The sequence below is a fragment of the Candidatus Poribacteria bacterium genome (genome assembly GCA_026706025.1).
GTDB lineage: Bacteria > Poribacteria > WGA-4E > WGA-4E > WGA-3G > WGA-3G.
On record JAPOZO010000056.1, the window covers coordinates 45,755 to 68,068 of the forward strand.

10 protein-coding genes are annotated in these 22,314 nt (G+C 45.9%); 9 read left to right on the forward strand and 1 reads right to left on the reverse strand.

Annotated features, from left to right (window positions below):
• Positions 1-289: 289 nt before the first annotated feature.
• The 8 genes from OXH00_12885 (at position 290) to OXH00_12920 (ending at position 17,943) form a co-directional block, all read left to right on the forward strand.
• On the forward strand, positions 290-3,208 hold the full coding sequence (locus OXH00_12885; protein MCY3741910.1) for a sigma-70 family RNA polymerase sigma factor: 2,919 nt from the start codon (positions 290-292) through the stop codon (positions 3,206-3,208).
• A gap of 2 nt (positions 3,209-3,210) precedes the next feature.
• Complete coding sequence (locus OXH00_12890; protein ID MCY3741911.1) at positions 3,211-4,014, forward strand: LamG domain-containing protein; 804 nt, start codon at positions 3,211-3,213, stop codon at positions 4,012-4,014.
• 179 nt (positions 4,015-4,193) lie between these two features.
• Complete coding sequence (locus OXH00_12895; GenBank protein MCY3741912.1) at positions 4,194-7,031, forward strand: sigma-70 family RNA polymerase sigma factor; 2,838 nt, start codon at positions 4,194-4,196, stop codon at positions 7,029-7,031.
• Between the two features lie 421 nt (positions 7,032-7,452).
• Positions 7,453-10,806, forward strand: coding sequence for an RNA polymerase sigma factor (locus OXH00_12900; protein ID MCY3741913.1), 3,354 nt, complete (start codon positions 7,453-7,455; stop codon positions 10,804-10,806).
• Between the two features lie 219 nt (positions 10,807-11,025).
• Positions 11,026-11,244, forward strand: coding sequence for a DUF433 domain-containing protein (locus tag OXH00_12905; GenBank protein ID MCY3741914.1), 219 nt, complete (start codon positions 11,026-11,028; stop codon positions 11,242-11,244).
• Positions 11,245-11,416: 172 nt separating this feature from the next.
• Positions 11,417-13,390, forward strand: a complete 1,974-nt coding sequence (locus OXH00_12910; protein MCY3741915.1) for a sigma-70 family RNA polymerase sigma factor — start codon at positions 11,417-11,419, stop codon at positions 13,388-13,390.
• Between the two features lie 349 nt (positions 13,391-13,739).
• Positions 13,740-17,036: a sigma-70 family RNA polymerase sigma factor gene (locus OXH00_12915; protein ID MCY3741916.1), complete on the forward strand. Its 3,297-nt coding sequence runs from the start codon at positions 13,740-13,742 to the stop codon at positions 17,034-17,036.
• A gap of 97 nt (positions 17,037-17,133) precedes the next feature.
• The gene (locus OXH00_12920; GenBank protein ID MCY3741917.1) at positions 17,134-17,943 is read left to right on the forward strand and encodes a LamG domain-containing protein; all 810 of its coding nucleotides are present in this window, start codon (positions 17,134-17,136) and stop codon (positions 17,941-17,943) included.
• Between the two features lie 375 nt (positions 17,944-18,318).
• On the opposite strand, the gene OXH00_12925 is transcribed toward OXH00_12920, so the two are convergent.
• A complete protein-coding gene (locus tag OXH00_12925; protein MCY3741918.1) occupies positions 18,319-19,476 on the reverse strand; it encodes a fatty acid desaturase in 1,158 nt (385 codons plus the stop codon).
• A gap of 466 nt (positions 19,477-19,942) precedes the next feature.
• Between OXH00_12925 and OXH00_12930 the strand changes: the two genes are divergently transcribed.
• The gene (locus OXH00_12930; GenBank protein MCY3741919.1) at positions 19,943-22,279 is read left to right on the forward strand and encodes a sigma-70 family RNA polymerase sigma factor; all 2,337 of its coding nucleotides are present in this window, start codon (positions 19,943-19,945) and stop codon (positions 22,277-22,279) included.
• The last annotated feature ends 35 nt before the right edge of the window (positions 22,280-22,314 follow it).

Here is a 22,314-nt window from a genome sequence, read left to right on the forward strand (position 1 = left end):
GTATGCGCCCTTAACTTAGGTATAGACACCATCCGTTAATGCCTCCTTTGCTGATGATTAATGGCACTTCCCATGACTGCTAACCACTAACAACTTGCGACTAAATACTCCCATGTTCCCACCTTAGGACATACGTAGACTGTTAGTATGTGATATAATACTAATGGTCCTCCTCGAAAAGAAACGTCCAATAATCCTGAAATTCATTTTTTTGCACCAGTTTGACCCATAAGTCGCGTCACTGGTGTTAATCCGGAATGATGCATGCTCCTTTCCCATGGGATAACTGATGAAAAACGACGATGCTAAACTCATTCAACGCGTTCTCGCTGGTGATGATACTGCGTTCTCCGTGCTTGTGAGAAAATACCAAAAGCCGGTGCACGCGCTGGCGTGGCGGAAGATTGGCGATTTCCACATCGCCGAAGAGATTACGCAGGACACTTTCCTGAAAGCATACCAGAAATTGGCGATGCTTAAGGAGCCACAGCGTTTTTTGAGTTGGCTTTATGTGATCGCGACGAACCACTGCAAGGCATGGTCGCGTAAGAAACGTTTGCGGACAGAGTCGCTGGAAAATACGAGTAGTACAACGTTGGAAAAAGCAACCTATTCGGGATATGTTATTTCGGAAAATGAGCAGACAGCGGTAGAAGCACAACGCGAGGTCGTCAAAGCGTTGCTTGCCAAGCTTCAGGAGAGTGAACGCACAATTGTAACGTTACGTTACTTCGGCGAGATGTCGAGTGCAGAGATAGGAGAATTTTTAGGAATATCCGCAAATACGGTTCGGAGTCGTTTGCGCCGGGCGCAGCAACGTTTAAAGAGGGAGGAACCCATGATACGAGAGGCTTTAGAAAACTTCCAAATCACACCAAATCTCACAGAGAATATCATGCGTGAGATTTCGCGTCTAAAACCCGCTACACCGTCTGGTAGCAAACCGTTAATTCCGCGGGCAGTTGGTGTTTCTACGTTAGCAGTTATCTTCTTGATGTTGGGTGTCGGTACGCAATACTTATCCCGCTTCCAAAAGCCGTATAGTTTTGATGCTGCATCTGAGATGACGGTTGAATTTATTGAGGCACCAATTGTGCTAAACCTTGAATCCAAACCGGATGTTCGGACACAATTCGGAAGTTCTGATGCGCTTAGTAAAAACGAAGGTACCGGACAACAACCTGACGATCATCCAGTCCTATTTGCAGCTGCACCGGTAGTTGAAACAGAAGAAGTAACTGTTGCCGATGAACCCGAGCGCGATATTACCTTGATTGTCAATACTACAGCGGAAGGTGGAGGGCATTTGGCAGAAGGAACTTTCAATCTTAGGAACACCGATAAGGCTTTGACATCCACAACTTATTCTACTAGTGGTCGAGGGAGTGGAAGAAGTGGTGGCGTTGATCCATCGCCGCGGTATATGCTGTTCTCTTATGTTAACCACAAGGGGATAGTCCTTCTCGAGTTCCCCTTAAGTATAGGAAATACTTGGACGCAAGTAGGTCGCTTCGGTCGATGGTACATAAGAGCGAAAACAAGTTTGGAAAACTATGAGCAAGTAGAAGTTTCCGCAGGGACCTTCCGTGAGTGTCTTAGGCATAAAACTGTTTTCACAGGTGTTGAAACCGACTCCGAACTGGAGAGTGCATTGGCAAATGGCACGCGCTATTTGTGGTTCGCCAAGGGCGTTGGAATCGTAAAAATGCGCTTTGAACATACCAATGGCATTGTAACGGAAGCCGAATTGCTGGAATACAAGGTCCCAGCCAACGCCACGGAGTACCTCCCTTTGCAGATTGACAACACATGGAGCTACAAATGGCAAAGCAGTTATCAGGACAAAGCGGCCATCGAAACGTGTTATGTTGTCAATTCAAGTGCCGTTTCAAGGCAGCAAGATACAACACCTCCAAAAGTGGAGAAGACTATTCCCAACTTATCTGAGAAAGTTTCGACGGATCTAAAGGAGATCCGAATTGCTTTCAGTGAAAGAATGAGAGGTATCGATGTGACGTTTGCTGGGGTCCCGGTTGATGATATCCGGTGGGAGGATGGCAACACAACCCTCGTTATTTCATTTAAACAACACCTCGCGGCTTCAAAAATTTACCGGCTCATATTGGGCGTTGATGGAAATATCAAAGATATAACAGGCAATCCGTTAGATGAACACACGCTTCTCTTCACAACCAAAGGTCCAGAACCAGTTACACGTACTTTTGTGGATATGACACCCGTTCCTGTAACAAATATTGAAGAACTTGATCTCTCAAGTGAGCTGCTTTGCCGCGTCTCAACGGACCTTACAGATGGCTTTGCTTTTCCATATTATCTGTTTATTCCACACCGGATAGATGCTAACAAACCGATCCATCTCCTGGTAGAGCCGTGCAATACAGGGTATGGCGACAATTTTAAAAGACTTGATAGGAAAGTGAAAGCATTCACAGAGGCATCTCATGCGACTGTCATCGCAAGAAAACTGAAAATCCCATTGCTTGTCCCTGTTTTTCCGCGGCCCGGCGGGGACCAATGGCAACTCTACACACATGCTTTGGATAGGGATACACTCCTGCTAAAAGAGGGTGGACTCAGGAGAATTGACCGGCAACTCATCAAAATGATAGATCATGCACAACGACTGCTACGGCACAACGACGTGAAAATGAATAAAAAGGTTTTCATGAATGGGTTTTCGGCTTCTGGAACGTTTACCAATCGGTTTGCGATTTTACATCCAACGGTTGTCCGCGCTGTCGCAACTGGTGGAATCAACGCTATTCCAACCTTCCCAACGGATCGCTGGAACGATGCTACAATGCGTTACCCAGTCGGAATTGCTGACATAAAAACAATCACTGGCATTGATTTTGACGAAGTAGCATATCAGCAGGTTTCTCAGTACATCTATATGGGAGCTCTTGATGACAATGACACGATTCCGTTTCGAGATGGTTACGATGAAGTAGATGCCAAGTTAGTCAAAAGGCTGATTGGGGCTAAGATGATGCCGGATCGATGGGAGGTCAGTCAATCAATATACAAGGCACTTGAGATTCCAGCACAGTTTGTTACCTATGAAAATACCGGGCATCAAATCAGGAGTGAGATGATTGATGATATTGTCGCCTTTTTCAAGGCTAACTCTGGAGATGAGATTGTTGAGATCGTTCCTCATCAATATCTGCCTCCGTCTGGAGAGTGAAAATGAAACGGATACTATTTCCTTTAATTTTTCTGCTATTTACGGTGAGTCAAGTTTCTGCTGGGTTGAATGAGGGACTTGTTGTCTATCTTACTTTTGACAACGTAAGAGACAAGAAGGTTCTTGACGCTTCCGGCAATAATCTCGATGCCGATGTCATCGCAAATGTAGATTTTATTAAAGGCAAATATGGGAATGGAATTCATATTGCTGCTGAGCCGGAAGGCGATGATTGCGTCCGTGTTCCTGTTGACGATCTGCTAAAAATCGAAGACGAGATAACGATGATGGCTTGGGTGTATCATGAGGATTGGGAAATCGCTTGGGGATCGTGGCTTGATAGAGGCAGTCAGGACCGGATTGATACGAAGCTGTCCTACAGCATGGGGTTCTTTGAAGCGCATATTCCATTCTGGGGCCCAAAAATCGGCATGATCTTGGGGACCGTTCAGGGGAGTTGGAAATTCATCACCACGGGTCCCATGAAAAATAAAAACTGGCATCACATCGCCGAGACTTACGATGGTAGGACCATGAGAATCTATCTGGATGGTATAATCCGTTCTGAGACCGTGGAGATCTTTGGATTCATGGGGACTAATGACTCAGAGTTACATATTGGATGCGCGGTAGGACATCCGCGATATACCTTCAGGAACGGTTCGATTGACGAAGTAGGCTTATGGCGACGCGCCCTGATCCAAGATGAAATCAAGACGGCAATGCAGGACATCTTCGCGGTTTCACCGAAAGATAAAGTATCCACCACATGGGGTGATATTAAGAGAAGAACATTGATGCACTAAGTATGAATGCGTTTATTTTCTCCGGGCGGTGCCAAATGCCGTCCTTTCCTACCTTTATCTTCCTCTCTTTTCCACAAAAATTTCTCTTTTTTTTCAATTAAGCAACCATTTTGCACCTATCTTGCGTCACTATAATTCGATGGGTTAGTAATTCAACTATCGCTTTCTGGAGGTGCCTGATGAAAAACGAAGATGTTGCAATTATTCGACGCGTTCTCGCTGGTGATGAAGCCGCTTTTGCTGAACTTGTGAATAAATATCAAAAGCCGATTCACGCATTGGCTTGGCGAAAAATTGGGGATTTCCACATCGCTGAGGACATCACCCAAGACGCTTTTCTGAAAGTGTATCAGAGACTTTCAACGCTGAAAGATCCGAACCAATTTTCTGGATGGCTCTATGTGATTACAGCAAACCTATGCGCCACGTGGCTCCGCAAAAAACGGATACAGACGCAACCGTTGGAGGACACAGAGACAGCGATGATACAGGAAGACGCTTATTCCCGACACGTCACCGAAGAACGGAGTAGAACCGCAGTTGAAGCACAGCGCGAAGTTGTCAAAAAGCTGCTTGCGAAGTTACAAGAGAGTGAACGCACAGTGATGACACTCTACTACCTTGGTGAGATGAAAGTTGAAGAGATTAGTCGATTTTTGGGCGTATCGGCGAGTACTATTAAAAGTCGTTTGAGGCGTGCGCGGCACCGTTTAAAAGAGGAGGAACCGATGATAAGAGAAGCACTTGACCATTTCCAAATTACACCGAATCTCACAGAAAATATCATGCGCGAAGTATCGCGTCTAAAACCCGCTGCACCATCTGGTGGTAAACCGTTTGTGCCGTGGGCAATAGGCGTTTCTACGTTAGCGGTCGTATTTTTGATGTTGGGTGTAGGCAACCGATACTTGTCGCGTTTCCAAAAGCCCTACAGTTTCGATGCGACTTCAGAAATGACAGTGGAACTCATTGAAGCACCAGTGGTACTAAATCTTGAATCCAAACCGGATGTTCGGACGCAGTTGGGGAATGTCAACACGCCAAGCAAGAACAATGCCGCTAATCGACAGCCTAATGAGGTTTCGGCATCGGTTGCAGACGCAGAATCAGATGAAACAATTAAAGACTATTCTCAATGGGAACTACCGAAAGAGGCGAAAGCGCGTTTCGGGAAAGGCGGTATTAACGCGATCCAGTTTTCACCGGATGGCACACAACTTGCTGTCGGGAGTAACATCGGTATATGGCTGTACGATGTAGAAACAGGTGAAGAGAAGTCCCTACTTGCCGGGATGTGCCAATCCCTTGCTTTTTCGCCGGATGGTCGTTTCCTTGCGAATGGTGGCGGCATGTTTCGCGGGCAGGAACTCCAGTTGTGGGAAATGGCCGCAGATCGTAAGGTCCCGCTCATTGGTGGCCCTTTTGTCGGATCAGCATTGAAGTTTTCTGAAGACAGTCAAACACTTGTCGGTTTAGTTTGGACTGGAGACAGACTTGTCTGGTTAGATGTTGAAAGTGGGCAGGGCTCTGTGAAGAAGACCGAAGCAAAATTTGGCACGGGGATACCTTATCCTGATGTCTTCGCACTCACATACGATAAAATTGCGATTGGATGGGATGATGGGAAAATACAGTTGTGGGATCCAAAAACGGGTAAAGTGTTATCGACGCTCGATGGACATGCAATGCCAGCGGATATGTCGGATGATAAAAGAGTCTTAGCGTTAGCATTTTCACCCGATGGTACTCGCCTCGCCAGTGGAAGCAAGGATAAGACGGTGCGCTTATGGGACCTCACCAACGCCGACGACGGAATTATCCTTCAAAAACATACCGGATGGACAAATGTGTTAGCGTTTTCGCCGGATGGAAAAATGCTTGCCAGTGGGAGTGTCGATAAGACGGTGTTGTTGTGGGATACTGCCACGGGTGAACTACTCGCGACGTTGGCTGGCAATACCAGTAGTATTAATGCGCTAACGTTTTCACCTGATAATAGCATGCTTGTAAGCGGAGGGGCGGATGGCACTCTCCGATTTTGGAATACAGAAACAGGAGCTTCGCTACCGCTCTATATCACAGGACACATGGCATCGATGAGAGCAGCGGCTTTCTTTCAGGGTAGTTCCACGCTTGTGGGCGTGGCATTTAATGGGGAAATTATCTTTTGGAATCTGAAAACGCCGCATAAGTCTATTGTTCATACGGCGGGTCATCGAGATTTGTTCTGGACTTTGGCGTTTTCGCCGGATGGCACGAAACTCGCCAGTGTTGGTGCCGAGGGGAGCATAATCTTCGGGGCAGGTTTCGGTCTCGCCAGTTCGCGTCCAGATTCTTTGATTCGTTTGACTGATGTCAGCACGGGGAGCGAATTGGCGACCCTTACAGATATTGAAGTCCCTTCAAATCTGACTTTTTCGCCTGATGGAAAAATAGTAGCCTTTAGTAGTCACGGTAAAATTAGTTTGTGGAATACAGAAACAGGGATTTTAGTTGATACCGCTCTTCCGCCCGCGAGTGCTTTGGCATTCTCACCAGACGGGAAAAAACTCGTTACTGGCACTCAGGAGGGAGATGTTGAGATGTGGAATGCGGAAACCGGGGTTGCGGTAACTTCCTCTATAGAGCTTGATGGTTTTAGCAATACTGTAGCACCTATCAGATCCTTGGTGTTCTCTCCAAATAGTACGCTGCTTGCTGTGGCAAAGGATGAAGGTATTTATTTGTTGGGAAGTAATAAAGAAATTCATCTTAAAGAGAGGTACCACCGTGGTGCCAGAACGTTAGTGTTTTCGCCAGATAGTACTGTATTTGTTGCTGGACTTAGATATGGCGACATTGAGTTATGGGATTTGATAAAAGGAAACAAACTTACTACACTCAATGGACATACAGAAGAAGTGAAGATGTTGGCATTTTCACCTGATGGTAAAACACTCGTCAGCACAGGGGCAGATGGCACAATTCTCTTGTGGGATTGGAATGAAGTCCTCGTGGATTCATCCGAAAGCGAATAATGGTAAACAGGTTGCGGAGGAGGTAATCATCTGCGGATTGCAGGTGCTTGCCTCCTTATCCTTGGTCCACTCAAACGTCTAATTAACCTCGCACCTCTCACGTTAAATCTCCGCATTTGCTGTCATTCCCAGACGGTATTCAGATTTCTACACAGACGGAGTCTACTGAACTTACCGCCAATCAAATCTCCCCTGAAGATTTGCTGTCCCCGAATCTGTATCCTTTTAGATAGATTTATGCTATAATTCTGCTAAGAGAAAGAAGTAGAAACAAATCCAACGACTACAGGTTCTCCTTATCCCTCGTTATCATCAGAACGGAATCTTAACCCTTTCTACACGAACCACTCCTATCTTTTGCAGAATTATGCACCAGTTTGCCCCGTAAAAAGCGTCACTATAGCACGATCGGAGGGAATACATGAAAACCACGGATGTTGATCTTATCCACCGCGTTCTCAATGGTGACGATGCTGCCTTTACGGAGCTTGTGAAGAAATATCAAAAACCGATTCACGCGCTTGTGTGGCGGAAGATTGGTGATTTCCACATCGCCGAAGAAATTACGCAGGATACATTCCTAAAGGCGTATCAGGAATTGGCAAGGCTAAAGAAACCGCAGAGTTTTGCGAGTTGGCTCTATGTGATTGCTGCAAACAACTGTAGTACATGGCTGCGTAAAAAGCGTTTATGGACAGAACCGGTTGATGATACACGACTACAAGAAACGACGTATTCTGGATATGTCGTTGCGGAAAACGAACGCGTAACGGCAGAAGCACAACGCGAAGTCGTCAAAAAATTGCTCGCCAAACTCCAAGAGAGTGAACGCACGGTCATCACGCTGCATTACTTCGGTGAGATGTCCAGTTCGGAGATCGGCGCGTTCTTAGGCGTATCGGCAAATACGGTGAGGAGCCGTTTGCGCCGCGCCCAGCAACGTTTAAAGAGGGAGGAACCTATGATTCGAGAGGCTTTAGAGAATTTCCAAATCACACCAAATTTCGCAGAAAATATCATGCGCGAGATCGCGCGTCTGAAACCCACTGCGCCATCTGGCGGTAAGCCATTTATACCGTGGGCAATAGGTGTCTCTGCATTAGCAGTCGTCCTTTTGATGCTGGGTATCGCAAACCATCAATCCTTATCGCGTTTCCAAAAGCCCTACAGTTTCGACGCTGCGTCAGAGATGAAGGTTGAGTTGATTGATGCACCCGTGGTGCTAAACCTCGAAGCCGAGCCAGATAGCCGGACGCAACTCGGAAATGCCAACGCCCAAGATAAGAACAATGGCATTGGTAACCAAGTTGATGACGCTGCTTCGCTTGACTTGGAAACAATTATCACCAAGATGAAGTACTACGATAATGCTGTCACCTCCGTAACCGGCGATTTCGTTATGGAACGTCATCAAGATTCAGGAATTGGAAAAAATGAATATACGCTGATGTTTGATGGTGAAAAAGTCCAAATGGAGCAGGAAGAGGGATGGCCGATCATAGGGTATTGGGATGGAGAACGCTCCTGGGAGGGCGCAAAAAATAAAAGGATGATCTTTGAATTTGAAATTCCACCCAACACGGAGAAAACTGAGCTTGAACCGATTCGGCAGGCATTCAAGCATAACGGTATTGACCTCGCAGAGGATGTCCGCATCGTTGATGGCGACGAGCCAGAGAGTTTCACACTTGTTGAGAAGGAGACGGGGACAATCTACTCTTTCTGGTTGGAGGGAGAGACGACGCTGTTGGTTTATGATTATCATCTCGAATATAGTGTTCGCCCTCAGTGGTTGGTGCCTTCTAACTATGATCCGAGATTTTGGCTCACCTTCCCAAGCCTCGGTTCAAACAATTCCTACCTATCCGAACCGCTTTGGCACTTGCTTGAGAAACATGAGAGTGAAATTATTGGGAGTGAGGTCCTGAACGGTGAAAAGACATCCGTAATTCGTCTAAATATCCCTGCTTGGTCCACGGAAGATTTTAAAATGCCTGCTGAGTCCTATAAACTCTGGATTTCTCATGACAAAGGTTTTCGACTGGTTAAGTCAGAACGAGCGTTTGCCGTGGAGAATCCGACGGAATGGAGTTCCTACAAAGCAGGTGTAACCTATATTTCGACCCGAAAAATTGAACATCACGAATATCTACCGGATGTCTGGTTTCCTAAGAGAATTGAGTCGATTACTGTTCCAAAGGCATCACCGGAGCAACAAGATGAAGCAGATTTCCTTTACAAAAATGTCCTTCTCACGAAGCAGTGTCGGATAAACACCGATGTTACAGCGTTCCTCAGTCTGCGTTTACCGCCTGATACACCTATTTTCGATTACGGAGAAGGTCAACCGAGTTTCGTAGAGAATGTGCTAAACCCTAAACCTAAACCGGATATTCTGACGCAATATGAATCTGATGAGCAAGTCTATGATCCCGCGCCACATGATTTACAAATGGTCATCACTAAGATGAAGCACTATGATAGTGCTATCGTCTCAGCAAGTGGTGACTTCGTCATTGAGCACCATAGGGATTCAGGGATCGCGAAAACGCAATATGCATTGACATTTGAGGGCAAGAAAATCCGGGTGGAACAAAAAAGGGATTTTCCGACGTTAGATAAGGATGTGCCCCTGATAAAAACGCTGTTGCCGCTCGTGAAAATTTACGACGGAGAACAGCAGTGGGAAATCTATAAATACAGAAAACTGCTCTTTAGCCTTGAGGTTACACCTGACGCAGAGCGTACGGTCATCAAGACAATTCGACAGGCGCTCACGCAACAAGGCATTAAACTTGCTGACGATGTACGCATCGCCGCGAGTGAACAGCCGGATAGTTACACGCTTATTGAGAACCAGACAGGTAAATCCTATTTTATCTTATGGGAAGCAGAGACGACCCTCAAGGTCTATGACCTCCATCATCTCGAATATGGGGTTTGGTATCAGCGGAATATTCTTTCTGACCTCGATCCGAGATATTGGCTCACTTATCCCAGCGAAGGTGGAAGTGCCTATCTCACCGAACCCCTCTGGCAACTCTGGCAACTCCTTGAAAAGCATGAAAGTAAACTGCTCGGCAGCGAATTGCTGAACGGCGAAGAAACTTCTGTGATCCGACTGAATTTACCTAAGCAGTCCCTTAAACTCTGGATTTCTCACGACAAAGGTTTCCGGCTGGTTCAGTTGGAAAGAGCATTTATCGCTAAGAAACCGGTATCGGAGCACTTCAAAGTCGGTGATATCTATATAGAAACACGGAAAATAGAGCATCACGAATACCTGCCAGATGTCTGGTTCCCTCAGAAAATTGAACGGTACTATACCCCACTGACAGATCCGGATCCGCAAGGCAAGGATCAAGTCATTTTAAAAACTGTAGTCCACACGAAGCAATGTCGGTTAAACACGGATGTTGCTGCGTTACTCCGTTTAGACCTACCCTCCGATACACCTGTTTTGGGTTTAAAGCCAGAACCGGATGCGCCAAAAGCGGAAAAAGTCGCATTTTTACGTCAAGAAATTCCTCGAACGCTGAATCTCCGTCTTGACATGTTCAAATTGGTTGAGGAACTCGCCGAATTTTACGCCAAAGACCCGGATCTTTCTCTGCTAAGGGATCAAGTCCATGAGGAATCAAGGACACTCATGAGGACTATCTTTGATTTGTGTCATCGTTACAATCGACTCACCAATGATGACTCGGCATTCAAGTCAGGCGGTGAATTTCACGATCTCATGAAACAAAACGGCATTAGCATTTCCAGAGAATAGTGGAATACCGCTGAATCCGAGAAGCACGATGATTTGTTTGGCGAGGCAACTGTGCCTCGCCTTCTCTTTTTGGGTTGAAGTATATCCTCCGTAGGAACAACCTAAAATCGCATAATTCAACAAAATAAAAAATTGACTGTCACCGGAATTTGTGGTAAAATAGAGGCATCTACATCAGTGTTCTGGAAACCGCGACCCCTGACAACGAGCAACTTAAAGATGACCAGAGAACAAATCATAACCCAAGACCCAGATATTCACGGCGGCGTGCCTGTATTTGCAGGCACACGTGTGCCCATCAAAAGTCTCATTGATCATCTCAAAGCCGGCGAGAGCCTTGACTATTTTCTCGAAGGTTTCCCTTCTGTTTCTCGGCAACAGGCAGTTACTTTTTTAGAAATCGCATTGGCATCGGTTTCCAAGGAAATCTCAGCTTGAAGTGTCTGACGACAAACCCTCCTTACCTCTCGTTGTCAAGAAATTAGAATCTCAACCCTCTTATCATAAACTCACTCCAATTTTTTTTGAGAATTCTGTGACTTTTTCATCTCAAATAGCGTCACTATGTGTTGATGTGAAATACTGAACATTCCCTATCCAGAGGTATCCGATGAAAAACGATGATGTTCAACTTATCCAACGCGTGCTTGAAGGCGATGATACTGCGTTCTCTGTGCTTGTGAGAAAATACCAAAAGCCGGTGCACGCGCTTGCGTGGCGGAAGATCGGAGATTTCCACATCGCCGAGGATATCACACAAGAGACGTTCCTAAAAGCGTATCAGCGACTCTCTACGCTGAAAGAACCACAATCCTTTGCGAGTTGGCTGTATGTGATAACGGCGAACCATTGCAACACGTGGCTCCGTAAGAAACGTCTGTGGACACAATCGTTGGAAGAGACAAACAGCGCGCAGTTAGAAAAAGCGACGTATTCTGGATATGTCATCGAAGAAAACGAGCGAATGACGGTGGAAACACAACGCGAAGTCGTCAAGAAACTCCTCGCGAAATTAAAAGAGAGCGATCGGACCGTCATCACACTTTATTACTTCGGGGGAATGACATACGAAGAGATTAGCAAGTTTCTTGGAGTATCGGTAGGAGCGGTTAAAAATCGCGTTTATCGTGCGCAAGAACGTCTGAAGAAGGAGGAACCCATGATAAGAGAGGTTTTAGGCAACTTCCAAATCACACCGAATCTCACGGAGAACATCATGCGCGAGGTCTCGCGTCTGAAACCGGTTGCGCCGTCTGGTAGCAAACCATTAATTCCGTGGGCAGTCGGTGTTTCTACGTTAGCAGTTGTGTTGTTGATGTTGGGTGTTAGTAGTCAATACTTATCGCGTTTCCAGAAACCGTATAGTTTCGATGCTGCATCTGAGATGATAGTGGAACTTATTGAGGCACCCGTTGTGCTGAATCTTGAATCCAAACCCGATATTCGGACGCAACTCGGAAATGCCAACGGACTGGGCAAGGGCAATGTTTCTAATCAGCAGCCTGACGAGGTCTCAGCATCGGTTGCAAAAGCAGACACAATGGTCGGAAAAAAGGTTCTTGAGGGTGTTAAGCCGGTGAAAGGGGATAGCACTTTTATTGGGACATTACATCCAGCACTCAAAGCCGCTGGTGGGGATTGGTCAATCCCACGTCTCACCGGCACATTCGGAAACGCCTTCAGTTTCAGTATGAAAATAGGGGACGGCGCGGTCTGGCAACAAGCCAACATCGATTGGTGGCTCCTGTGGGATATGATTGCTCACATCGGTTATGAATTTCAGGAGTTTCAATTCGTACGCAACGGAGAGCAGCCCGCACCAACTCCGAAAGAACTTCAGAGTATTAAAGATCAGACGTGGGAAAAGGTCAAGGCGAGTATTGACCGAGGCATTCCTGCGATTGCGTGGCAACCGATGACAGTTGAGCAGCGTGATTGCGGCGTGAGTGCCTACGGATGGGCATCGCTCGTCGGCTACGATGAAACCGAGAAAACATACACCGTTCGGCATCAGCATTATACGACCGAGTATACCGTTCCTTATGATAAATTCGGATCCACAGACCCAGTCGGTTGGTATTGTGTTATGGTGCTTGCCGAAAAGAAACCGTTGGATCGGATGGTGTTGGCAGTGAAATCCCTTGAACACGCTGTCGCTTTTGCACACGGGACACGGTTTGATTTGAAAGACGCGCCTTACGCTGTTGATGCCATCGGGTTCACTGCTTATGAACTTTGGAAGCGGGCATTGGAACGTGACGATGTGGATGTCGGGTTTACGGAGCATTCGGCTTGGATCTTGTGGGAGATGCGAGAGCACGCTGCGGCGTATCTCAGAGAAATCACCAATCACTTTCCAGAAGTATCGAGCCGTGCCTTGTCCGATGCTGCAGCCTTTTATGACGAAGAAATCAGAGCCGTCGTGAAGCTGGTAAACATCTGCAAAGGGCACGAAAGAAAACACGAAACTTTCACGACATCCAAGAGGCAAGAAGCGGTAGAGGCTGTCAACGCTGCTCTCGCTGCAGAGAAAAAAGCGATCGAAAAAATTGAGACAGCTTTGGCGACTCTGCCGAAAAATTAAGCGGATCGCAAGTGCTTGCCTCCCTATCCTCATCTATAGCGGATCGCAAGTGCTTGCCTCCCTATCCTCATCTATTCAACCCTCCAATTTCTTATCAAGCTCCCCTTCTTTCCAGATCATACACACTTGTAAACAGATTTGTGTTATAATTCTGCTAACGCGAAAAAGCAAAACCCAGTCTGGTAACCACAACCGTTCCTTGCCCCCCGTTATCACGGAAATAAAATCTTAACCTTCTTTAGGCGAACTCGCTTCTAATTTTTTTGAGAATTATGAGACTTTTTTTTCTCATGTAGCGTCACTAAATGTTGATGTGAAATGATGAACATTCCTTTTGCAGAGGTGTCCGATGAAAAATGATGATATGCAACTCATCCAACGCGTGCTTGAAGGCGATGATACTGCGTTCTCTGTGCTTGTAAGAAAATATCAGAGATCCGTTCACGCGCTTGCGTGGCGGAAGATCGGGGATTTCCATATCGCCGAGGATATCACGCAGGATACGTTCCTAAAGGCGTATCAGAGGCTCTCAACACTAAAAAAACCGCAGCGTTTCGCGAGTTGGCTGTATGTAATAGCAGCGAACCATTGTAGTACATGGCTTCGTAAAAAACGTCTGTGGACACAATCGTTGGAAGAGACAAACAGCGCGCAGTTAGAAAAAGCGACGTATTCTGGATATGTCATTGCGGAGAACGAGCGTATGACAGAGGAAACACAACGCGAGATCGTCAAAAAGTTGCTTGCGAAGTTACAAGAGAGCGAGCGAACAGTCATTACGCTTCATTACCTCGGGGGAATGAATTATGAGGAGATCAGCGAGTTTTTAGGTGTATCGGTAGCTGCGATTAAGAATCGCCTATACCGAGCGCGGAACCGCTTAAAAAAGGAGGAACCCATGATTAGAAAGGCTTTAGGCAATTACCAGATCACACCAAATCTAACAGAGAATATCATGCGCGAGGTTTCACGTATGGAACCGATTGCGCCGTCTGGTGGTAAACCGTTGGTGCCGTGGGCAATAGGTGTTTCTACGTTAGCGGTCGTATTTTTGATGTTGGGTGTAGGCAACCGATACTTGTCGCGTTTCCAAAAGCCGTATAGTTTCGATGCTGCATCGGAGATGACAGTGGAATTGATTGAGGCGCCTGTTATGCTAAATCTCGAATCCAAACCAGATATTCGGACGCAACTTGGAAACGCCAATGCACTGAAGAGTAACGATGGATTAAATCAGCAACCTGATCCGCCAGAAGATATGGCTAAGGTTACCGCTGCACCAGTAGATGAAGCAGAGGAAATAACTATTGCTGATGAAGCCGAGCGCCACATCACACTGAGTACCGACGCTACTACAGAGAGTGGAGAAAGCTTGGCGCAAGGAACTTTCATTTTCAGCAAAACCAATACAATTTTTACATCTACAAGTGCTAGTACTAGAGGCATAATTTCTCCAACTGATCCATCGCCGATGTACATGCTGTCAAGTTATATTCTCCACCATAATATTAACCTTTTCAGATTTCCTTTGGTTGTAGGAGATAGCTGGACACAGAAGGCGGGCTGGGATTCACAGGCTGAGATAACCTTGGAGGGCTATGAGCAGATAGAAGTTTCCGCAGGAACTTTCCCCGAATGTCTCAAACACAAAACTGTTTTCACAGACGCTGAAGCGGATTCCGATCTTCAAAGTGCATTTGTGAATGGAACACGCTATTTGTGGTTTGCTAAGGGCGTTGGACTCGTCAAAATGCGTTATGAACATTCTAACGGTGCCACAACGGAAGCAGAATTGCTGGAATACAATGCCCCGGCCAACACTATAGAATACCTCCCCGTGCAGATCGGCAATACATGGACATACAAATGGCAAAACGATTATCGCGAAGAAGCAGTGATTGAGCGGTTTCATATTACCGAGAACTTAGGTAAACCGATGGGATTCAAAGCCGCGAAGTATGAAGTTAAAATAAATGCCGATAATAAACGCGTGGCGCATGTCAATTGTGTTCTAACTCCTAAAGTGGGGAGTGGAGAAACAATACAGTTAAGCATGGACAATTTTGGTACTGAGGGACTGCCCTTTGGTTATGCTGCTTACGTACGTGGGTTAACTGTTCGCGACGCGACAGGCGAAACCTTGCCCATAGAAGAACTTGATCGTGTTCGCTGGTCGATTGAATTTAAAGATACATCTCCTATAACGCTTAGTTATAGGGTATTACTCAAGCACGATGAAAGGGAATGGCCCCCTGGGCCGGACGAAGCACCTTATGCTAAAGAAGATTGTGTGTTCTGGACGGGTCGTGCCTTGTTCATTATTACTGAAATGGATAATATCAAAGTACAGTTTGATGTTCCTGAGAACTGGCATGTGTCAACGCCTTGGAATCGCATCGGAAACAAAAGACACCAATTTGCTGTCACAGACCAAAATGATTTGATAGAATCTTTCCTCTTGATTGGTACACATGCTGAGAGGATAGCAAAATCTGATGAGGTAGAAGTTGTCTTGGCAATCGGTGAACGCTTTAAAGCTGCTGCTGATGAAATACAAGGGACAATCGAGGCTTTCCTGAAAGCGTACACAACAGTATTTGCTGGTACTCCAAACGGTCGCATGCTGTTTGTTGCGAATCCTTATGATAGAAAAGGAAGCATGGATGGTGGTGTTTTTGGGCGCAGTATCAGTGTTCTGATGGGTGGCACCCCGAATGAAAACAACAGACATTTTTGGATGCCTTTTGTCGGACATGAAATTTTCCATATCTGGAACGGACAAGCTATCAATTTTCGTGGACAGGAATATTGGTTCAGCGAAGGGTTTACCGAGTACTATTCACGAGTCATTTCTACACGCCTCGGATTTACTTCTGAAGATAGTTTTCTTGAAAACCTTGAACGCGCATGCGAATTGTATCTGCCTAAGCAGGGAGCACTCTCTATGCGTGATGCGGGTAAAAACAAATCCGCCAACAGCGATTTAGTCTACCAAGGGGGCAGTCTGGTTGCCGCCACATTGGATGTGCAAATCCGCAAACTTACGCAAAATCAGAAGAGCCTTGACGATGTAATGAAACAGGTGTACCGGGAGTTTGGTCTCACTGACACCCCTTGCACTATGGACGATATTATCAGAATTGTTAGCCAGATTACAGGCGAAGATTTTAAACCGTTCTTCCACAACTATGTCTCTGGAACGAATAGGTTGCCGCTCGCCGAATATCTCAGTGATGCGGGTATAGATGCTCAGATAGAATTTGATGAAGTACTACCGGATCTCAATTATGTCCGTCAACAGATGCTTCATATTAACTCGCTAACGCAAACAGGTGGAGGCTTGATAATCCATCGGTCTCAAAGCGGAGGTTATCAAGATGAAGATAATCTGATTGGCATTAATGGTATACCGGTGAAGACCTTTAAGGATATAACAAAAGTCGCTAAAGATTGGAATATTGACGACAGAATCAAGTTAACACTTGAACGAAAGGGCGAAAAAATTACTTTGCCTATCAAATTAGGTAGCACTTCAGATAAACCGCCAATGGTATTTTCTGGTGTCAATGTGATCATCACTAAAAAAGAAAATAGCACTAACGCACAACGCGCTATCTTAGCAGCCATCTTGGGCTACAGTCGTTGATTTTCCTCTACTCCTGTTGCGCCTTGAAAATTTTGCATTTTCAAGGCATAACAGGAGTTAGAATAAACCTATCTGAACGCCAAAGGAAGAAATAACAATGATACGAATACTGTTTATTCCCACTGCTCTATTATTGGTAACCACTCATGCCATCGCCGGACTGGATGAAGGTCTTGTTTTCTATTTCACCTTTGACCAGGTAAAAGGCAAGAAAATTCTTGATGCTTCTGGTAACCGCCTCGATGCCGATGTCATCGCAAATACTAATTTCGTCAAAGGTCGATATGGAAATGGAATTCATATTGCTGCTGAGCCGGAAGGCGATGATTGCATCCATGTTCCTGCTGATGATCTGCTAAAAATCGAAGGCGAGATAACGATGACGGCTTGGGTGTATCATGAGGATTGGGAAATCGCTTGGGGATCGTGGCTTGATAAAGGCAGTCAGGACCGGATTGATCGGAAACTGTCCTACAGCATGGGGTTCTTTGAAGCTCATATTCCATTCAGGGGGCCAAAAATCGGCATGATCTTGGGGACCGTTCAGGGGAGTTGGAAATCCATCACCACGGGTCCCATGAAAAATAAAAACTGGCATCACATCGCCGGAACTTACGATGGTAGTAGCCTGAGAATCTATCTGGATGGTATAATCCTTTCTGAGAGTGAGAATGTCTTTGGATTTGGATTCATGGGTACTAATGACTCAGAGTTACGCATTGGATGCGCGGTAGGACATCCGCGATATACCTTCAGGAACGGTTCTATTGACGAAGTGGCTTTATGGCGACGCGCTCTGAGCCAGGATGAAATCAAGACGGCAATGCAGGATATCTTCGAGGTTTCACCCAAAGATAAGACTGCCACCACTTGGGGCGATATTAAGCAAAGGAAAGTTACTCACTAAGTGTAAAGTGATTTTTGTTGTCTGGGCGGTGCTACAATGCCGCCCTTTCTCTCGGTATCTAAATTCCGCAACCAATCTATCAACCTCACATTCTCGGCTCTTTCCAAATCTATTCTGTTCCGTCTTATAATAATTCCATATTTCTTCACACGCGTAGGTGTCGCGAGCACGGATCACTCCTACAAGAAAACGTTGCTGTGGTTTTATAGTAAAATCGGAAAATATGTTTACACTTTTCCCGTTCGTAGGGGTGTTTTTGCTTAGAAGAAACACCCAAGCAAAAACGGTGTTTCTTCGAGGTTACCCGGTTTCCCCTACGAGTTACCGTGTGTGCAAATAATTATGGGATTTACTATAAAAGATTGCTGGAAAGTTTTAGGATGAGTGGATCTTCAATCCTTTAGGTGCCAATTCTCCAATGGAACTTTCCAGAATATCAGATGCTTCGGCGGGTATATGCTTAGCGGTTGGCGGGAGCGGTGTATCAAAAAAGTAGTCAGGATCGGTTTTCTGTCGTTGCCAAGTTTCGCGCATTTCTTGCCAAGCCCCTAAAAGCGTGCGCGGTTCGGGCATGTCTTCGGCAATTAGGCGATGCAATTTTTTCAAATTGTAGCAGGGTACGCCTGCAAACATGTGGTGCTCAATATGCCAATTCATACGCCAATACAGAAACTCTGCTAACGGATTGAGCTTGATTGACCGTGCACATTTACGGAAGTCAGGGTCGTTTTCCTTTAACCCACAATGTTGGGGCATAGAAACAGCGTAGGATCCCCAGTTTGCAATAAATGCACTGGCAGTGATAATGATCGGAAAAACCCAATAACCCGTGGCGAGTGAAACGACAAGTAGGGTGCCGTGAAAAAGGAGTAGCATCCGAGACCACCACATCGAATTTTTATGCTCTTCAGGTTGGTCGGCATGTAATGATGCCAACCACTCTTGACTCGGAATGTCTGGTGAACCTTCTTTGCCAAAGGCACTACGGACGGTGCAGATAACTGCAGCAATAAACCCGCCTTTGCTAAAGGTGCGACCGGGTTGCGTGAGTAAGTTTATGGTGAACAGTTGAAGAACAAACGGGGAGGCGAGTTTGGGTTCAAGCGGAAGAAGATTTTCGCGATCCCCTTCAGGATATAAGGTATAGCGATGATGATAGGTATGGCTACTGGCGTAGTCAAAATGGTCCCACCAACTTATGAGGCTAAATAGGTAGAGAAAAAATTTGTTCAGCCACTTGGTCCGAAATACGGTGCCGTGTCCTAATTCGTGATTCGCTGTCCCTTTGAAAAAACTGGCGACCGTGCCATGCACAAATAAGGCAATGAAAAATCCAAGCCAGATCGCTTGCGCCCAAAAGAAATAGACCGCGCTACCCGTCAATAGCCAGAGCGCAAGATGTCCGCCAGCTTGAAACCAGCCTTGCAAGTCGCTTCGTTTTGATAGATTCCGTAAGGTTGTGTGGTCTACTTTGCTCCGGTACCATTTTACACGGAGCGTTTTTCGGACCTCAGCAAGTGGTTGATACGTCATTTGAATACCTTTTTATTATGATGCATTCCCCACGCGTGAAGGCGTGGGTTTCCAACAAAGACTCGCTTTCCACGAAGCACACAAGCAGCGTTTTATCTCTTATACCATACATTCTCATCTGTGTCAATTTTTTGATTTTGCACGTGGAGCCATTCAGTTTACGATTTTTGTCAATTTTAGAGGAAGCATCGCGACCAAGAGATTGCTCCTACACGGAAGAATTTCAGAGCTGGGATTGAAAATCCGTCCTACGAAAACTTTACACACCCGTCTGAAGTTTAGTGAGATTTATGGTATAATAATTGAGGAAAGTGCGCAAGTCCTATCATTATCAGTAAAATAGAACCTCAACCCGATTTATATGCATTGGTCCTACCTTTTTCAGAATTGTGAGATTATTTTTCCGCTCGTCGCGTCACTATATATTGATGTGAAATGATGAACATTCCCTTTGCAGAGGTGTCCGATGAAAAACAACGATGCTGCACTCATCCAACGCGTCCTTGGTGGCGATGATACTGCGTTCTCCGTGCTCGTGAAAAAATATCAGAGATCCGTCCATGCACTGGCATGGCGGAAGATCGGAGATTTCCATATCGCCGAGGATATTACACAGGATACGTTCTTGAAAGCGTATCAGAGACTCTCAACATTAAAGAAACCGCAGCGTTTTGGGAGTTGGCTTTATGTTATAACCGCGAATCAGTGTAAGGCATGGCTCCGTAAAAATCGGGCGTGGACGCAGACGTTGGAAGACACGAGCAACCTACAGTTAGAAGAAGCGACGTATTCTGGCTATGTCATTGAGGAGAACGAGCGGATGTCGATTGAAACACAACACGAAGTCGTTAAGAAGTTGCTTGCGAAGTTACAAGAGAGTGACCGGACTGTCATCACGCTCTATTACCTTGGGGGAATGACGTACGAAGAGATAAGCAAGTTTCTGGGTGTATCGGAGGCGGCGATTCGAAATCGTCTCTACCGTGCACGTCGCCGCTTAAAAAAGGAGGAACCGATGATTCGAGAGGCTTTAGGCAACTTCCAAATTACGCCGAATCTTACTGAGAATATCATGCACGAGATTTCGCGTCTAAAACCGGTTGCACCGTCTGGTAGCAAACCATTGGTGCCGTGGGCAATAGGTGTTTCAGCGTTAGTCGTGTTTTTGATGTTAAGTGTCGGCAGTCAATACCTGTCGCGATTCCAAAAACCTTACAGTTTTGACGCGACATCAGAAATGACGGTTGATATTATTGAAACGCCAGTCGTGTTAGATATTAAATCGAAACCGGATGTCCGAACGCAGCTCGGTAGCACTGCCGCAGAAAATAAAAATGATGGTGCCGGTCAGCAACTTGATGCTGTCTTATTTGCTGCGGCGCAGGTAGACAGAGAAGATATTCCTGAAAACATGCCACAAAATCCGCAAGAACACTGGTACAACCTCACCTTGATGAATACTAAGATCGGTTACATGTACATATCCAGTGAAAAAACCGAGTACGAAGGGGAAGAGGTGGATCGGAATAAAATTAATACGGTTATAAATCTTAAGGGACTCGGGAGCGATGTAACAATTGAAAGGGCCCACGTTGAGTATATAGGGACCGATTTAATACCGCGCCACTTTCTTTTCTCCTCCAATGAATCCGGCTTAAAACAGGTAGAGGGACGCATCATAGAGGGTGTGGCACACATTAAAACAACGCTCAACGGTGAGACGACTGAATCAGAAGTGCCAGTGCCACCGGATACAATTTCTGAATATACAAGTGTGGAATCGCTTTTTCAACAGGGTCTTAAAATAGGCGACAAGCGGAACTTCCACATTTTCAGCCTCGACCTCTTAAGACCGGTAAAAACAGAGATTGAGGTTGAAGCGCAAGACACCTTAACCTATCAGTCAGAGGAAAAACAGGTCTATGTCTTACGTCAAACGATGGACATGATGAATAGGCTTACCACGAAGGTCTGGCTTGATGCTGATGGCGTAAGTTACCGAACCCAGACACCGATGATGGGTGTCTCTATGGTAACAACAAAAACCGATAAGGAGGCCGCCCTTGGCGATACGGAAGAGGTTGATATCGTTTTAAAAACGCGTATTCTTCCCTCCGGCAAACCCCCTGCGCGAAACGCCAGAAACTTTGAAGCCGACGTAAAATTGACATCAGGAAGTATCGCTGATACCATCATGTCTAATTCCCGTCAAAAACTGGAAGCAAACAGTGAGCAATCAGGTAGACTTTCGGTTCAGGTGCCAACAGTCGCATCAGAGGATTGCCCCGATTTACCGATCCAGGATGCTGAAGGTAAATACCTTGGCGCGAGTGCTTACATTCAAGCCGACGCACCAGCGATTCGTGCGAAAACCGAGGAAATATTAGATGGGGAAATTAATTCGTGGCGTGCGGCAGAAAAATTATGCCAATGGGTTCATACAGCCATTACGGATAAAAAAATGAGTGGCGGTTTCGGTTCATCATTAACTGCCCTGGAATCGCTCTCCGGGGATTGTACGGAACACACTGTGCTTTTTATTGCTTTAGCCCGGGCTGCTGGAATTCCGGCACGCATCTGCTCCGGTATCGCATTTGCACAGCAGGATGCCTTTTACTACCACTTCTGGGCTGAAGTCTACGTCGGCAGGTGGGTACAGATGGATCCAACATGGGGACAGACCATCGCCGATGCGAATCATATTCAACTCGACGGAAGTACCTTGGAATCAGATACGCTGTTGGAATTCGCTGAAGACGTTCTTCGAACGCTTAATCAACTTGAAATTGCCATCGTTGAATAAGGATTTTATAGGTACGCGCTGTCAGAAGAGGTTTG

What these genes read in the sequence shown, in the direction of transcription:
- OXH00_12885 (MCY3741910.1), top strand. Translation starts at nt 290, where the DNA reads ATGAAAAACGACGATGCTAAACTCATTCAACGCGTTCTCGCTGGTGAT.
- OXH00_12890 (MCY3741911.1), top strand. Translation starts at nt 3,211, where the DNA reads ATGAAACGGATACTATTTCCTTTAATTTTTCTGCTATTTACGGTGAGT.
- OXH00_12895 (MCY3741912.1), top strand. Translation starts at nt 4,194, where the DNA reads ATGAAAAACGAAGATGTTGCAATTATTCGACGCGTTCTCGCTGGTGAT.
- OXH00_12900 (MCY3741913.1), top strand. Translation starts at nt 7,453, where the DNA reads ATGAAAACCACGGATGTTGATCTTATCCACCGCGTTCTCAATGGTGAC.
- OXH00_12905 (MCY3741914.1), top strand. Translation starts at nt 11,026, where the DNA reads ATGACCAGAGAACAAATCATAACCCAAGACCCAGATATTCACGGCGGC.
- OXH00_12910 (MCY3741915.1), top strand. Translation starts at nt 11,417, where the DNA reads ATGAAAAACGATGATGTTCAACTTATCCAACGCGTGCTTGAAGGCGAT.
- OXH00_12915 (MCY3741916.1), top strand. Translation starts at nt 13,740, where the DNA reads ATGAAAAATGATGATATGCAACTCATCCAACGCGTGCTTGAAGGCGAT.
- OXH00_12920 (MCY3741917.1), top strand. Translation starts at nt 17,134, where the DNA reads ATGATACGAATACTGTTTATTCCCACTGCTCTATTATTGGTAACCACT.
- OXH00_12925 (MCY3741918.1), bottom strand. Translation starts at nt 19,476, where the DNA reads ATGACGTATCAACCACTTGCTGAGGTCCGAAAAACGCTCCGTGTAAAA.
- OXH00_12930 (MCY3741919.1), top strand. Translation starts at nt 19,943, where the DNA reads ATGAAAAACAACGATGCTGCACTCATCCAACGCGTCCTTGGTGGCGAT.